Raw genomic sequence first — 16,810 nt, 5'->3', positions numbered from 1 at the left:
ATGAAAAACAAACGTTTACTCGCCGCATGCATGGCCGCATTACTTGCAGCCTCATCCCTGACGGCCTGCGCCGGAGGTAAGGCAGCATCCAGCGGAGATAATTCCGGAAAAACAGAGTCTGCGAAGGCTTCAGCAGGAGAGACAACTGGAGCGGCAAAGGATACGGAGGGAGAGAGTCCGAAAGGAGAGAGTCCAAAGGGGGAAAAGACAGTTCTGACCGTGTGGCATACCTGGGGCGCCGGTCCGGGAACGGACGCGATGGAAAAGGTTGTCAATATGTACAACCAGACGAATGACAAGAATGTAGAGATTAATCTTCAGTTTGTAGCCAATAAGGCCAGCGGCAACACACAGACCATGGATAAGCTGATGGCTTCCATAGCCGCAGGAAGCCCGCCGGAGATGGCACTGCTGGATAATTTCCAGGTTGCGACCTGGGCCCAGCAGGATGCGCTTGTAAAGCTGGACGATTTAATGGCGGCTTCCGGCACCTCCTTTGACGGTATTTACGACTGGGCCAGGTCTGGTTCCCAGTACAAGGGCAGCACCTATTCGATTCCCTACAATGGAGATACCCGTGCGCTTTTCTATAACAAGGACTTATTTGCGGCTGCGGGATTGGATCCTGAGAATCCGCCTTCCACGATCGAGGAGTTAAATGCAGCAGCGGAAAAGCTGACAATTATGGATGGCAGTACCTATAAGCAGGTTGGTATCATTCCGTGGTTATTTGCGGGTAAACCGATTTATACCTGGGGCTGGAACTTTGGCGGGGACTTCTACGATGCCGACGCCAATGTGCTGACAATCGCAAAGGCGGAGAATATCGAAGCGCTTCAGTGGGAAGTGGATGTTGCTGACAAATTTGGCGGAAAGAGCTTTGTGGAATTTGCAGCTGGGCTCGGTACCGGAGCGCAGGATCCGTTTGTGACCGGACAGGTGGCCATGGCGGTTAAAGGAAACTTCGATATTGCCAACATGGCGCAGTATAACCCGGATTTGAACTATGGAATCTGCCCGATCCCAAGTAAGGAAGAGGGAAAACATATGACATGGGCAGGAGGCTGGGCGTTCGTAATCCCACGCGGGGCAGGCAATCAGGAGCTTTCCATGGATTTCATGAAATACATACTGAGCGACGAAGCGCAGACCGTCATGGCGGAAGACAGCGCCAGTCTGTCTCCGTGTAAGAGCGTGTCGGAGAAGGTATTCGGCTCCAAAGATAACTATAAGGCATTTATGGACTACATATCTACTGCGAAAATTCGCCCGCCGGTACCTGTCGGACAGATGCTGTGGGATAACTTAAACCAGGTACTGGATTCGGCGCTGAATAAAAAGGATACGCCTGAGAACCTGATGAAAGCCCTGGATGTCTCCATCAATGAAGAACTGAAGAAACTTGAATGAGAAGAGGTGATTACCATTGAAGAGTGGCAGCAATGTACGGCATGCGCAGGGAAGGTTTGTTAAGAAAAGTGGTATTGAGGCCCATAAATCGAGGATGGGGTTATTGTTTACGGCACCGTGGATTCTTGGCCTGCTCCTGTTTTATGCTTACCCGCTTCTTTCCTCTATCTACTACAGCTTTACATCCTATAGTGTGTTAAACAGAGGAACCTTTGTCGGGATGGCAAATTACAAAGAACTTGTGAGGGATAACCTGTTCTGGAAGAGTATCTGGAACACCCTGTATTTCACGGCGCTCAGTGTTCCCGTCAATATTATTCTTGGAATTGTCATTGCGCTTTTGCTGAATTCCAGGATCCGGTTAATTGGTCTCTACCGCACCGTTTTCTTTATTCCTACGCTGGTGCCGGTCGTTGCTACTGCCACGGTGTGGCGCTGGCTGCTGGATTCCAATTATGGCATCATTAACAGTCTGCTTAATAAGATTGGAATTGCATCGATTCCCTGGCTGGCCAGTGAAACCTGGTCAAAGCCGGCACTCGTGCTGATCGCTTCCTGGGGAATCGGGCAGGCCATTATCATTAATCTGGCCGGCCTTCAGGATATATCCCCTGAGTATTACGAGGCGGCGCAGATCGATGGTGCGAACCTGTTTCAGCGGGTTCGCAACATCACCCTGCCGCTGCTGACACCTGTTATTTTCTACAATGTGGTCATGGGCGTTATTAACGCCCTGCAGACCTTTACACTGCCCTATACCCTTACGGGCGGCGAAGGCAATCCGGTTAATTCCCTTACCTTTTATGTCATGCATTTGTACAACAATGCGTTTGGCTACATGCACATGGGGTATGCATCGGCTATGGCCTGGATACTGTTTCTGATCATTCTGGTTCTCACCATTGTGATCTTCGGTACTTCCAAAAAATGGGTGCATTATCAAGAATAGAAGTATCGATTCAGCCGTGCGGCAGTTTGTATGGAAAAGTGTGTTACAAGCTCGCTTGTATAAGCACTTTTTTGTACAAACTGACATAGGGCGGAACGCCCGGGCTTCTTGTTTTCGTGCTTTTCGAAAACAAGAAGATGCACGGCTGAATCGTTACAAATAGGAGGGATTTTATGATGAAACGGTTAAAAAAGCTTCCAATCCATCTGATTCTGATTGGGCTGGGGTTTTTCTTCCTGCTTCCTTTTATCTGGATGCTTTCCACTGCACTCAAATCGGATCAGCAGGTACTTGTGAATCCGCCGATCTGGATTCCGAAGCCGGTTATGTGGGAGAATTTTGCCAGGGCAATAAACTATATTCCATTTTTCCGCTATATGGGCAATACAACTGTGATTGCGGTTTTAGATGTGCTGGGAACGGTGGTTGCCTGCCCCTTAGTGGCCTATGGGCTGTCCCGGCTGGAGTGGAAGGGGCGTGAACTGCTGTTTTTTATCACCATAGCGGTTATGATGATTCCCCAGGAGGTCACGATGGTTCCGACCTTTATCCTGTTTAATAAAATTGGTCTGACCGGAACGTATGTGCCTCTGTTTATCCAGTCCTTCTTCGGAAGGCCATTCATGATCTTTTTACTGCGCCAGTTTTTTATGAATCTTCCCCACGATCTGGAAGATGCGGCGCGGGTGGACGGAGCCTCGGAATTCTATATCTACGCGAAAATTATGCTGCCCCTGGTCGTGCCGGGCGTGTTGACGGTAGCCCTGTTCCGGTTTATGAACTCCTGGAACGACTTTTTAGGACCGCTGCTTTACTTAAGCGATGAGAAGCGGTATACGCTCAGCATCGGGCTGCAGATGTTTACCACGCAGTATAAGACAGAGTGGTCGCTTCTGATGGCTACGGCGCTGATGATTACCCTGCCGGTTATTATCATTTACTTTATTGTCCAGAAGCGGTTTATCGAAGGAATTACTTTCTCCGGGATTAAAGGCTGAGACAGGAAGGAGGGGGAGATGACTGCACGCGGCACAAATCTGCCAAGAGTCAAGAAGCAGAACGAGGCTCTGATTAAAGAAATTATCTATAAATACGGCCCTATATCGCGAGGGAAGATTGCAGAGATGCTGTCACTGACTCCGCCTACGATTACGACGAACGTGACATCCCTGATCGAGAGAGGGCTGGTGTATGAGTTCCCGGCGGACGCTTCCGATGTGGAAGAGCGTTCCCTGGGGCGCAGACCGGTAAAAATTGATTTTGTTCAAGATGCCAGATATGCCATCGGAGTGGAGTTAAATCCCTATCAGACGGCAATCTGCATGCTGGATCTCCATGGAAATGAGAAAATCAGTGTGAAATATCCTCCCATGAATGGGGAGTATGTGGAGGAAATGGACGCGCTTGCGCAGAGTATTGATAAGCTGATCGCCGGGAGCGGAGTGGATATGGAAAAGATCCTGGGCGTAGGCGTGGGCCTGCCGGGCTTTGTGGAAGCGAAGGCGGGTGTCCTGAGGGAAAGCTTCAAGACAAACTGGAATAATAAAAATATAGCCAGAGACTTGACGAGAAGGCTGGAGGTCCCGGTACTCATTGAAAATAACGCCAGAATAAGGGCGGCCGGAGAAGAGATGTTTGGAAAGACGCTGAGGCCGGATTCCTTTGCTTACTATCTGATTTCCTATGGTATTGCATGTCCTCTGCTGGTAAAGAACCGGATGATTACAGGGGAAAATGCCAGCACAGGCGAGGCCGGCCATATGGTAGTGGAAATCAACGGTCCGAAATGCGAGACCTGCGGACACAACGGCTGTCTGGAGGAGATGGCCAGTGAACGGGCGATTCTCAAGCGGTGTAAAGCGGCTGTATCCGCAGGCGCCTCCACGATGCTGACAGAGCTGTGTCCCGACCCGGCGGATATGACCATGAAGGACGTCATCATGGCGGAGGAATGCAATGATACGCTGGTGGTGAAAATCATGGAGGAGGCTGTCATGTACCTCGGCGTGGCGCTGGCGAATATCATCAACCTGATCAGCCCGCCGCTTGTTATTGTGGATGGCTATATCATGAAGGTGAAGAGAAACCGAAGGCGGCTTCTGGAAGAGACGAAGAAACACATTTTTGGTCTGAATGACCAGGAGATCGAGATTGAATTTATCGATTTTAATCCCTTCACGGGTGCCAGAGGCGGGGCTGCTCTGGCAATCAAACAGTTCTTTATCAAGGAGTAAGTATTGAATAAAATAAGTGAGGATTCGTAATTAAGTGGAAAAGATAAAAGCAGGTATCATTGGATGTGGCAGGATTTCGTCGGTTTACAGGGCCGTGTTTGAGAATATGAAGGAAGAAGCGGAGCTCGTCTTTGCAGTGGATAAGGAATTAAGCCGGGCGGAGCAGTTGGCCGCAGCGTTTCCCGGTTGTGGTTATTCCGACAGGCTGGAGGATATGCTGAGGCAGCCGCTGTCTGTGGTTCACGTTCTGACTCCCCATTTTTTACATAAGGAGCATGTAATTGCATGTCTGGAAGCCGGATTTCATGTGCTGACGGAGAAGCCTATCGCGCTGTCACTGGAAGATGCTGATGCGATGATTGCGGCAGCGAAGAAAAATAAAAGGCAGTTAGGCGTCATATTCCAGAATCGTTATATTGAAGGCATTCAGGAAGTGAAGCGAATGATAGAGAATGGGGAATTTGGACGGATCACAGGTGCGTTCTCCACGCTGAACTGGTGGCGGCCGCCTTCCTATTATGAATGTGACTGGAAGGGAAGCTGGGAGAAGGAGGGCGGTGGTGTGGTCATCGACCAGGCCATCCACAGTCTGGACCTGGTTCGTTATCTGATGGGCTGCGAACCGGTAAAGGTGAAAGGTCATATTGACCGGAGAATCCTGACTAATATTGAGGTGGAGGACGTGGCGGACGCAGCCATTACATTTGAAAACGGTGCGGTTTATTCGTTTTTCGCCTGCAATTACTACACCAGTAACAGCCCCATCCGGGTAGAGATAAGCGGGGAACATGGAACGGCACTTTTAATAGAGAATGAAGTAGTCATTCGGTTGAAGGGCCGGGAGCCAAGAACCGTGTCTCCATCCGTCGGGCCGGAGGTAAAAGGAGAGGCGTACTGGGGAAATTATCACGAGGTTCAGATCCGGGATTTTTACCGCTGTCTAAGGGAAGGAACCCCGGTACAGACAGACCCTGAGGATGCGAAACGTACACTGGGGCTTGTTCTGGATATTTACCGTTCTTCGAAAGAAAATCGGGAGATTGAGAGAAAATACTCCGCAGAAGAGTAAAAATATAAAAGCATCCTTGAAATATTGATGGGAATATGATATATTGTAGATACAAAGAGGAAAAACCACCCACAAGGTGGGTTGACCTTATGAGAGTTTAGAAAATGCCACCTCGTCGCTCGGCCAAAGTTCAGGGGTGGTTTTTCTATGTAGGTCAGTGACAGATCAAATACATAAATGTCAGCAACGCTAGAATAAACATTCCAAAGGCCATCAGGTCTTTAAAATCGAATTTCATAGACATCACCTCCATTCTAAAGAATGAAGGCCAACACCACCCTGTAACACGGTTCTTCCTTTTTGTAGTATAGCATATCCATAAAAATACAGCAATAATAAGTATAAGAAACATAAATTAAAGGTACTTATAACTCATATCATAGACCATCTGCTCACAAATAAATCCCATAAAACTTATTTTTATTTCATCATACAAACTCCATATCTGCACGCAAACGTTTGAGTAAAAACTTCGCAAATTCCCTCTGAAATGTGTTAATATAAAGTCATTGAAGTACGCAAAAACATAAAAAGAAACAAAAAGAAGAAAGGTGGAAAAGCATGGCGGAAAATGTTTTGATTGTCCATGGAGGCGGGCCAACGGCGGTTATCAATTCTTCCCTTTACGGAGTAATAGAGGAAGCGAAGAAAATCGGAACAATTGATAAGGTTTATGCAGCGATTGGGGGAAGCGAAGGGATATTGAAGGAGCGTTTTTTAGATCTTCTGGAATTCCCGGAGGAGAAACTGAGGCTGCTTCTGGAAACTCCGGCCACGGCGATCGGATCGTCCCGGTATGCGCTGGAGCAGGAAGATTACGAGGCTATGGTCGCCATTTTTAAGAAGTATGAGATTAAGTATGTGCTGTTAAATGGCGGAAATGGAACCATGGATACATGCGGACGTGTTTACGAGGTTTGTAAGAATGAGGATATCCGTGTCGTTGGAATTCCCAAAACCATTGACAACGATATCGCAATTACGGATCACACGCCGGGCTATGGAAGTGCAGCAAGATACATAGCGGCCACGACCGCCGAGGTAGGCGTAGATGTGAAATCCCTTCCGATTCACGTATGCATCATTGAGGCCATGGGACGGAATGCCGGCTGGATCACTGCGGCATCGGCGCTGGCCAGGAAAAAGCCTGGGGATGCCCCGCATCTGATCTATTTGCCGGAACGGCCTTTTCATGAGGCGGAATTTTTAGAGGATGTAAAACGCATCCATGAAGAAAAGGGCGGAGTTGTAGTAGTCGTCAGCGAGGGCCTGAAAAATGAAGCGGGAGAGCCAATTGTTCCTCCGATCTTCAAGACGGAAAGGGCCACGTATTATGGAGATGTCAGCGCCTATTTAGCAGAACTGGTCATTAAGAAGCTGGGAATTAAGGCGAGAAGCGAAAAGCCGGGTATCTGTGGAAGGGCGTCGATTGCATGGCAGTCTCCCGTGGACCGGGATGAAGCGGTTCTGGCAGGAAGCGAGGCGTTAAAGGCGGCAGTAGCGGGCCAGAGCGGCGTCATGGTTGGATTTATCCGTGATGAAGAGGCGGAGAAGGCTGACGGTGTATACCGTATGCACACAGAGATGATACCGATTAAGGAAGTCATGATGTACGAACGGACCATTCCGGAGTCCTGCATGAACGAACGAGGCAATGATGTGACAGAGGAATTTATTCGCTGGTGCAGACCTCTGATCGGACCGGAACTGAGAGACTTTATTGATTTTAGGGAATTATATGAGCAGCATGCTCAGTGATTAAAAGGAGGGGATTCGATGAAACACATTTTTTTGAATTTAAAACGATTTGATATTCCGAAGGAATACGGCGGGGTAAACAGCATTGCACCCATTGGAGAGTGGGGAAGCTTTATTGTATCCAATACCCAGGAGCAGTTAAAAAAATATGCCGGTGAAGACGTGGAATTTGCCATGTATTTTCCGGAGGCCCACTTGATTCCGGCCGCAGGCGCACTGTGTGAGGACAGCCCGGTTAAGGTTGGATGCCAGAGCGTATACCGCGACGATACGGCGGCCTACGGCAATTTCGGCGCATTTACCACCAACAGGACGGCTAACGCGGCGAAAGCCATCGGCTGCACCACGACAATTATCGGCCACTGTGAAGAGAGAAAAGACAAGGCGGGAATCCTGGCGGAAGCTGGAGTGACGGATACAAAGGCGGTGAACCGTCTGCTGAATCAGGAGATAAAAAAGGCTGTTTCTTCCGGTCTGTCTGTGTTATACTGTATCGGAGAGTCCTCTGAAGAGCAGGAGAGATGGAAAGAGGTATTAAAGGAGCAGATTACTGTCGGCCTGGAAGGCGTGGATAAGAGCCTGGTTACCATTGCGTATGAACCGATCTGGGCCATCGGACCTGGAAAGATTCCGCCGGATAAGGACTATATCACCATGATCGGCACTTATATTAAGGAAATCACCGATGGATGCGATGTTGTGTACGGCGGTGGATTAAAGGTGGATAATGCAGAGATGCTGGCTTCCGTTCCGGTAATGGACGGCGGGCTTATCGCACTGACCAGATTCCAGGGAGAGATTGGATTTTACCCGGAAGAGTATCTGGAAATCATTAAAACCTACATGGGACATTGATTGCAAATCAAAAGCAGGAGGAAATTTATATGAAATTATCATTTGAATACGGCGCCGGCCTTATGGCGGCAGAACTTCCCGATACAACTGACATCTTTATTCCGGGTGAGACCGTGCCGGATCCGGCATGCATTCCGGAGGACCGTCTGGTAGAGGAGACTTTAAAATCCATCAGAAACCCTATGGGTATGGAACCTCTCTCTGAACTGGCGCATAAGGGCTCCAAGGTTACCATTATTTTCCCGGACCGTGTAAAAGGCGGAGAGCAGCCGACGTCCCACCGCAAGATTTCCATTAAACTGATTTTGGACGAACTGTATGCGGCTGGTGTGGAGAAAAAAGATATTTTACTGATCTGTTCCAACGGCCTTCACCGGAAGAATACAGAGCAGGAGATTCATAATATTCTGGGCGACGAGCTGTTCCATGAGTTCTGGCATACCCATCAGATCATCAATCACGACAGCGAGGATTACGATCATCTGGTAGATTTAGGAACCACGGACAGAGGCGACCCTGTTCTGATGAATAAGTATGTTTACGACAGTGATGTCGCTATTCTGATCGGCCATACACAGGGGAATCCTTATGGCGGATATTCAGGCGGCTACAAGCACTGCGCGACAGGAATTACGCACTGGCGTTCCATCGCCTCCCACCATGTGCCGGAGGTTATGCACCGGAAGGACTTTACTCCGGTCAGCGGTACGTCACTGATGAGAACAAAGTTTGACGAGATCGGACAGCACATGGAGAAATGCATGGGCAAGAAATTCTTCTGCTGTGACGCGGTTCTCGATACGAAATCCAGACAGATTGAGATCAACAGCGGATACGCAAAGGTAATGCAGCCTCACTCCTGGATCATGGCAGACAAGAGAACGTATGTGCCGTGGGCAGAGAAGAAGTACGATGTTATGGTGTTTGGTATGCCTCAGTTCTTCCACTACGGAGAAGGCATGGGAACCAATCCGATCATGCTGCTTCAGGCTATTTCCGCCCAGGTCATCAGACATAAGAGAATCATGAGCGATAACTGTGTAATTATCTGCGCTTCTCTCTGCAACGGATACTTCCATGATGAACTGTGGCCGTATCTTAGAGAGATGTACGATATGTTCCAGCACGACTATATGAATACACTTCCGGATATGAACCGCTATGGCGAGTACTTTGCAACCAATGAGGAGTATATCAGAAAGTATCGTTACTGCAACGCGTTCCATCCATTCCACGGCTTCTCCATGATCAGCTGCGGCCACATTGCAGAGATGAACACTTCCGCAATCTATCTCTGCGGCGCTCAGGATCCGGGATATGCAAGAGGAATGGGACTTAAGACGAGAGCAACCATCGAAGAGGCGCTGGAGGATGCAAAGAAGAAATTTGTAGGACCGAATCCGAACATTCTTGCTCTTCCGCAGACATTTAAGCTGGGAGCCGTTCATCTGATGATGAAGGATGACGTATATGAGGGAAAGGGCGCGGAAGACTGTGCCTGTGCGGCTCATATGCACCACTAAAGGGTGTTTGATGATTTCTGATTAAAACAATGACGGAACGGCCTTACAGCGGCAGAACCTTGTGGCTGACGGGCCGTTCTAAGTAATGCCCGGGGTATTGCTTTATACAGTTAACCCAGTGCTGACTGGCGTATTTACGCCGGACGGTACTAATTTATGGAAGGGGGTTTTTTAGTGAAAACATTGATTAAAAATGCATCTGTCTATCACAACCACCGTTTTGAGACGCTGGATCTTCTGCTGAAGGACGGCCGGATTGCCCGTATGGGCGGCTGTGGAGATGAGTCCTGTGACAAGGTGATTGATGCCGGCGGAAGCCGTGTGGTTCCCGGCTTCCTTGATATTCACACCCACGGAGCGGTCGGCGTGGACGTCAATGGGGCGGACGCGGAAGGCTTTGAGAAAATCTGCCGTTTCTTCGCTTCGCAGGGAACGACCAGCTGGCTCTGTTCCGTCCTTACGGATACGAAGGAGCAGACGATGCAGGCCATCGATATGTATAAAGAATGGAAGAAGACGGAGCATCATGGTGCGAATCTGATGGGAATCCATCTGGAGGGACCATTCTTATGTCCGGATTACAAAGGAGCCATGCCGGAGCACCTCTTAAAGAAGCCTGACATGGAGCTTTTAAAGGCTTATCAGGAAGAGGCGGAAGGGGAGGTCCGCTATATTACGGTTTCGCCTGAGGTGGAAGGCATCGTAGATTTCATCCCCTACATCAAGAGCCTGGGCATCCAGGTTGCCATCGGCCATTCAGGCGCGGATTATGATACGGCGCGAAAAGCCATACAAAACGGTGCGTTAGGGGCAACTCATACCGGCAACGCCATGAAGCTGCTGCATCAGCATTTCCCGGCGATCTGGGGAGCTGTACTGGAGGATGACGATGTGTACTGTGAAATGATTTGTGACGGCAGACACCTTCATCCGGGCACAGTCCGTTTTATCATTAAGATTAAGGGGCTGGACCGTGTGGTTGCGATCACGGATTCCATCATGGCCGCCGGACTTCCGGATGGCAATTATAAGCTGGGAGTCAATGACGTGGTGGTAGTGGACGGCGATGCGAAGCTGGCTACCGACGGAACCCGCGCAGGCAGCACGCTGACAACCGGAAAGGCGCTTAAGAATCTTCTGGAATTTACGGGCCGTTCTCTGACGGATATCATTCCTATGCTGACAGAGAATCCGGCCAGACTGATTGGTGTCTATGACCGGGTAGGCTCCATCGAGCCAGGCAAGGATGCGGATCTCGTATTTTTAGATGAGGAATGTAATGTTGTGCGCACCTTTGTTAAGGGGAAAGAGTGTTACTAAATATATAAAAATGAGTGAGAAAGAGACGGTTAGATAATGAGTGGATATCTTTATATTTTATTCTGGATTGTCAGCTTCGGGGCATCCATAGCAGGAGCGATCTGTGGAATTGGCGGAGGTGTCATCATAAAGCCTACGCTTGACGCATTTGGAGTCTTAAGCGTTTCAACTATCAGTTTCCTGTCAGGCTGCACGGTGCTGGCCATGACCTGCTATTCCGTAATCAAGGGAAAGATGAGCGGGGAATCATTGATTGACATGAAGACGGGGACACCCTTAGCGATTGGTGCCGCGATCGGAGGCGTAGTTGGAAAATCCATGTTCCAGGCGCTTTCCGACATGTTTGTGAATAAAGATATGGTGGGAGCAGTTCAGGCAGGATGTCTGCTCATTATCACACTGGGAACTCTAATTTATACGCTAAAAAAGGATAAGATAAAAACGCTTCACGTGACGAATGCGGCATTATGTATCGTCATAGGTATCGTGCTGGGAATTTTCTCCTCCTTCCTGGGAATCGGAGGAGGCCCGATCAATCTGGTTGTCCTGTTCTATTTCTTCTCGATGGAGACAAAAACAGCGGCCCAGAATTCCCTATACATCATTCTCTTCTCCCAAATCACCAGCCTGATAAATTCCCTGGTCACCAGAACCGTACCAGAGTTCACCATGTGGCTTCTAGTGCTCATGGTAATCGGCGGCATTCTGGGCGGAATGAGCGGCCGGATCATCAATAAAAAAATTGATTCCAAAGTGGTCGACAAGTTATTCATCATTTTAATGATTGTGATCATATTTATCAATATTTACAATATTTATCAATTTGCACGTTAGCAATGAGCAGTGCGAAAAAAGCCAAAGGAAAATTTGTGTTGTGCTCGCACATAAACAAATTTTCCTTTGGCTTTTTTCATAGGGCGAAGCCCGTGACCGAAGTGGAGCGGAGCGGAACTGAGGTGCACTGCGGACCAGCGGGCAGCGGAACTGAGGTGCCCAGCAACCAGCAAAGGAGATGCGATGGAACAGATACTAATAGTAATTTTCTCCTCCTTCTGCGGAGGACTCGTGCAGGCAGTTACAGGATTTGGCGGTGCAGTAATCATCATGATTTTTCTTCCGCTTATACTAAATATGACGGCGGCCCCGGCACTTAGCGATGTCATAACCATGACACTGTCATTTTCCATGTTTTGGAGATACCGTAAGGCGGTGCATTATAAAAGCATCCTGATACCGGCCGCCGTTTATCTGGTTACCAGCACACTGGCGATCCATGGTTCCGCCTATGTGGACGCGGGAAAGCTGAAAGGATTTTTCGGTGTATTTCTGATTTTACTGTCGGTATACTTCTTTGCCTTTTCAGGCAAACTTTCGGTGAAACCGACATTCTTTATGAAGCTTGGATGCGGCGCTCTGGCTGGCATCTGCGGCGGTTTATTTGGAATCAGCGGGCCGCCGGCCAGTCTGTTTTATCTGGCAGCGACGGATACAAAAGAAGAGTATTTAGGAACCCTGAATGCATTTTTTTCCTTCACGGTAATTTTTAACCTGATATCCAGGATCTGCAATGGCTTTCTGACTGTATCACTGATCCCTCTGATGGGGGTCGGGATTGCTGCCATCTTAACCGGATGTGTCCTTGGAAGCAGGATTGTTAAGAAGATCAACATTGATGTTATGAGAAAGTGTGTGTATGGGTTTATGGCATTTGCGGGAGTGGTGATTGTGGTGCAGGGAGGGCTTCGGTGATACATATTCAATATTGCGAACAGCGTCAATTACACGTAATACGACATGTGATTCATGTCTCTTTCTGTAGCGGTTAGCTTTTGTTGTATTCCCATAGACCGGACAGCTCTGACTGGTGCTCTTTGGGGCTGCCGCAAGGACTTCTGACTGCGACAGTGCGGCTTTGTATTCCAGCGTCTCATGGAACTGTCGGAATGCCTGGGAGACCATTACGTACGAAAAAGGGGGGCTTTCTCACGGAGCTTCTTCAGTTTCCACTTTGCTGATTTTGTCCCATGTCTGCAGGCGTTTTCGCAGGGCAAGGGCTTTCGCGCGATCAATTCCAACGATATGGTTTAAGATATTCCTGTTCTCTACTTACAGGGTGACTGGAATATGCAGATAATATTTCCTGTTTTTCCGAATCAGCCTGGCAGTGCCAAAGCGTCCGCCGGCACGCAGCCAGTGTTCTATCCCTTTCGATTCAAAGGAGATATGTAACCTGCCGGAAAGGGTATTTAAGCTAACGGACTGATCCGATATGGAGTAATCCCGGTTCCAGACAAGATCATACTCGAAGTTTCAAAAAGATACTTTCGAAAAGGGTGTCCATTGCTTTTCATGGATTTATATTTTGCAAGGACGGTCTTAAATACACTCTCTGTCATCTGAGAGCAGAGTCCAAACTGCTGCCTGACCGGGTAGTATAAGGCAAGCTTTGATTCGGGATAGCGGATGCCCTCCATGGGGGTATAAGTACGGCATCCGGTTTTTAGGAGGATAAAAAAGGAGTACTGGATACTGTGACCAACAGTGGCTGGTATGAATACTCATATGTATCCCTGTCTGTTCCATTGTATCTGCCCCTGTTATTAATACCTCGTCTGATCAAATTATGATGAATTAAGAGAAGGTGAGTTTTCGCATCTGCCCCGCCCAGGAGTTGAAATGTAATGAATCCTGTATGGGGCATTTTATATCAAGGGAAAGATGTTGCGATAGGAATGTCAAAGTTTAAGGGAAAGAAAGGATATTTATCACCCCTTTATTGATTTTGAAAAATGTGGCATAAAAAAGAAAAATATTATATTAATATGAGCACTATTACTCAAAATATAAAAAAGATATTGACAAGTCATTTAGTGTGTGGTAAATATGTAGTATACACACGTATTTATAATAAACTGATTATGCAAAATGCTATATATGCGAATATTCAATTACATAATTTAAAAACGTGTATTAAATTTATACTTAAGAAATAAAATGGTCGACCATTTTATATAACTGATATACACACGTGTGTATATTGGAAGCACAAAATTGGGGTTATGTACTAAGAAAGAGAGGGGATCTACATGAAGAAAAGAAGATGGATGGCACTTGCACTTGCCTGTACAATGATTTTTACAGCGGGCTGTCAAAAAGGGGGAAAAGAAACAACTGAGGTGCCGGTTAACAAGGAAACAAAAGAAAGCCAGGCAGAGACGGCCAAGAAGGAGGTTCCAAACACAGAAAATACGAAGAGCCAGGAGGAGCCGGTTACAATTAAGTTTGCTAATTACGCGGTGTTGGAGGAAGGAAACAGCGCCTTCTGGGAAAAGATTAAAACAGATTTTGAAGCAGAGAATCCCAATATAACGATTGAATGGATTACGGCACCGTTTGGGGAAATGGTGCAGCAGGTTATTAATATGGCAGGAGGCGGCGAGAATGTTGACCTGATTTTTGGTGAATTGGACTGGACTCCAACTTTGGCGGATTCGGGAATAGCATGTCCGGTATCAGACATTATGTCGGCGGAGTATCTGGCGGATTTCTATCCTAATGTTTTGGAAGCACACTCGATTGATCATGTGCTTTATTCTCTTCCATTATATGTAGGACCGTATATTTTGTACATCAATAAGGATTTGTTTGAGCAGGCCGGGTTGGATGCATCGAATCCTCCGACTACCTATGAGGAGATGCTTAAGTGCGCAGAGAAACTTTCTGAATTAAAGGACGCAGATGGAAATCAGGTATATGCATTTGGTCAGACTACGGCATCGGTGCCGGTATCGGGTGCTTCCCTGACGAGCATGGTATTCAATTTTGGAGGCCAGGTGCTCGATGAAAATGGAAAGTTAAGCTGTGACAATGAAGGATTTAAGCAGGCCTTTGAAATGCTGAAGCTTCTGGATGAGAAAGGCTATAACCCACAGAATGCAAAGCTGAAGGATTTGAGAAACTTATTTGCTCTGGGCAGACTTGCCATGTATTATGATCAATCATGGGGATTTGCAGGTATAAAACCGATTAATCCGGAATCGGAAGCATTTACGGTTACAGCAAAGCCTTTAAAAGGCGGTAGCGGTACGGGACAGAGTATTTTACAGTCCCACTGCCTGATGATGGTGGATAATGGAGAAGCACGAAAGAAAGCTGTAGAAAAGCTTGTTGAATATATCATAACGAATGATAATCTAAGTTACCGTATGTCTAATGAGACGCTTGCATACCCGGCTAAGAAATCTATGGAACACGCGGTGGATGATAGTCTGATTTTAAAGGGAGCTGCCGGTTCTGAGGCAAATACAAAGACACAGGTTTTCATTCCGCAGAACAGTGATTTAAATCTTGAACTCTGTGCACTGGCTCAGGCGGTAACCGTTGGAAAAACGGATGTGGACAAGGCAATCGCAGACTTTAAGAAGGCTGCAGAAATGATTCTTGATTAAGTACGTTCAGAGAGGATTAGTATGGAAACGGGAATAAAAAGCGAAGAAGCCAGGGAACTGGCTGCCATGTATAGAAGTCAGCTCTCAGATATTATGGAAGAGTGGGCGAAGCATACTGTGGACCCGACCGGCGGTTATATAACCGATTTCGGCGAGGATTGGGAACTGGTTTCCAGGCGTAAGAATATATGGGCTCAAGCACGCCAAACGTATATGTTTGCTGCCTATTATGAATATTCTGGTCATGAGGATAAGTGGCTTTCACTGGCTAAGCTGGGACGTGATTTTCTGGTTCACCATGCATACGCCGGAGAGGGCCGATGGTATTATGAGGTGTCGGAAGATGGAGGACGGGTGATAGAAGGAACAACCACCATCTTTACGGATCTATTTGCCCTGATTGCGCTGGCACAGTATGCATCTGCATCGGGAGACCAGACGGATTATGAACTGATTAGGGAGACGTTTGATCGTGCGAAAAATCATATTATGGATCCTGAGTTCCGGGATATAAAACCGCATGTGTGGCTAAAAGGGATAGAGAGACATTCTCCATACATGATTGCTGTTCATTCATCCATGATAGCTGAAAAAGTTCTTGGAAAAGATGTCACTGGACCATTTATTGATTTCTGTATTCATAAACTGTTGTATTTCTTTGGGAAAAATAAAAGCGGATATCTGTTGGAAAGTCTTAAAGAAGATGGGACTGTATGGGATACTCCGGAGGGACGTATTGTCAATCCTGGCCATATTTTTGAAGGAATGTGGTTTTGTATCGATTATGCAAGAGGAATGGATGATGATGTGATTTCGAGTGCGCTCAGCATTATCCAAGATACTGCTGAAGTGGCAGTTGACCGGACATATGGGGGTGTGATTCATCGGTTTGACTGCTATGGGAAGGAGGGAGAGGATACACTAAAAACGGATACAGGAGAACTTAAGCCGGATGACAAGGTGGACTGGGTGAACTGTGAGAGTCTTTATGCGTTTGCTCTTGCGGCGGTGCTGACAGGAAACGAGACTTCGATCGAGCAGTTTCGTCACCTTCATCAATTTTGCCAGACGCATTTTAAACCTGAGAAAGGAGGAGACTGGTATCCCGTCCTGGATCGGGAAGGGACGCCGCTTCGCAAAAATAAAGGGGGAAAGCACAGGGTGGCGTTTCATGTACCGCGTGCGCTGATGAATCTCAGCGTATTATTTGAAACTGTGAGTTGATCTGTGTTTAGAAAGGAGAA

13 protein-coding genes and 1 pseudogene are annotated in these 16,810 nt (G+C 47.5%); 13 read left to right on the top strand and 1 reads right to left on the bottom strand.

The features are described 5' to 3' along the window. The 11 genes from ACLTD4_RS05640 (at position 1) to ACLTD4_RS05590 (ending at position 12,867) form a co-directional block, all read left to right on the top strand. Positions 1–1,410: an ABC transporter substrate-binding protein gene (locus tag ACLTD4_RS05640; RefSeq protein WP_117620879.1), complete on the top strand. Its 1,410-nt coding sequence runs from the start codon at positions 1–3 to the stop codon at positions 1,408–1,410. Between the two features lie 94 nt (positions 1,411–1,504). Then, on the top strand, positions 1,505–2,359 hold the full coding sequence (locus ACLTD4_RS05635) for a carbohydrate ABC transporter permease (RefSeq protein WP_243008259.1): 855 nt from the start codon (positions 1,505–1,507) through the stop codon (positions 2,357–2,359). Between the two features lie 173 nt (positions 2,360–2,532). After that, on the top strand, positions 2,533–3,357 hold the full coding sequence (locus tag ACLTD4_RS05630) for a carbohydrate ABC transporter permease (RefSeq protein WP_055656169.1): 825 nt from the start codon (positions 2,533–2,535) through the stop codon (positions 3,355–3,357). A gap of 18 nt (positions 3,358–3,375) precedes the next feature. After that, positions 3,376–4,593, top strand: coding sequence for an ROK family transcriptional regulator (locus ACLTD4_RS05625; protein ID WP_055656167.1), 1,218 nt, complete (start codon positions 3,376–3,378; stop codon positions 4,591–4,593). A 34-nt stretch (positions 4,594–4,627) separates the two neighbouring features. After that, positions 4,628–5,662, top strand: coding sequence for a Gfo/Idh/MocA family protein (locus tag ACLTD4_RS05620; protein ID WP_117620877.1), 1,035 nt, complete (start codon positions 4,628–4,630; stop codon positions 5,660–5,662). A gap of 561 nt (positions 5,663–6,223) precedes the next feature. Further along, positions 6,224–7,420 (top strand): diphosphate--fructose-6-phosphate 1-phosphotransferase, encoded by a 1,197-nt coding sequence (locus ACLTD4_RS05615; protein WP_117620876.1) that lies wholly within the window; start codon positions 6,224–6,226, stop codon positions 7,418–7,420. Positions 7,421–7,438: 18 nt separating this feature from the next. Further along, the gene (locus ACLTD4_RS05610) at positions 7,439–8,275 is read left to right on the top strand and encodes a triose-phosphate isomerase (RefSeq protein WP_055656156.1); all 837 of its coding nucleotides are present in this window, start codon (positions 7,439–7,441) and stop codon (positions 8,273–8,275) included. Positions 8,276–8,304: 29 nt separating this feature from the next. Then, positions 8,305–9,798, top strand: a complete 1,494-nt coding sequence (locus tag ACLTD4_RS05605; protein ID WP_002600838.1) for a lactate racemase domain-containing protein — start codon at positions 8,305–8,307, stop codon at positions 9,796–9,798. Positions 9,799–9,972: 174 nt separating this feature from the next. Continuing rightward, a complete protein-coding gene (gene nagA / locus ACLTD4_RS05600) occupies positions 9,973–11,118 on the top strand; it encodes an N-acetylglucosamine-6-phosphate deacetylase (protein ID WP_243008258.1) in 1,146 nt (381 codons plus the stop codon). Between the two features lie 36 nt (positions 11,119–11,154). Beyond that, positions 11,155–11,952 (top strand): sulfite exporter TauE/SafE family protein, encoded by a 798-nt coding sequence (locus ACLTD4_RS05595; RefSeq protein WP_055656153.1) that lies wholly within the window; start codon positions 11,155–11,157, stop codon positions 11,950–11,952. A gap of 183 nt (positions 11,953–12,135) precedes the next feature. Next, complete coding sequence (locus tag ACLTD4_RS05590) at positions 12,136–12,867, top strand: sulfite exporter TauE/SafE family protein (protein WP_117620874.1); 732 nt, start codon at positions 12,136–12,138, stop codon at positions 12,865–12,867. A 117-nt stretch (positions 12,868–12,984) separates the two neighbouring features. On the opposite strand, the pseudogene ACLTD4_RS05585 reads toward ACLTD4_RS05590, so the two are convergent. Next, positions 12,985–13,077, bottom strand: a pseudogene (locus ACLTD4_RS05585) (hypothetical protein); the annotation flags it as partial. Positions 13,078–14,204: 1,127 nt separating this feature from the next. On the opposite strand from ACLTD4_RS05585, the gene ACLTD4_RS05580 reads away from it, so the two are divergent. Further along, the gene (locus ACLTD4_RS05580; protein WP_117620873.1) at positions 14,205–15,566 is read left to right on the top strand and encodes an ABC transporter substrate-binding protein; all 1,362 of its coding nucleotides are present in this window, start codon (positions 14,205–14,207) and stop codon (positions 15,564–15,566) included. A gap of 21 nt (positions 15,567–15,587) precedes the next feature. Beyond that, positions 15,588–16,790: an AGE family epimerase/isomerase gene (locus ACLTD4_RS05575; protein WP_055656148.1), complete on the top strand. Its 1,203-nt coding sequence runs from the start codon at positions 15,588–15,590 to the stop codon at positions 16,788–16,790. The last annotated feature ends 20 nt before the right edge of the window (positions 16,791–16,810 follow it).

This window comes from Hungatella sp. (genome assembly GCF_046966825.1).
The sequence above is the reverse complement of the archived record's forward strand: the minus strand, read 5'-3'. Positions and strand labels throughout refer to the sequence as shown.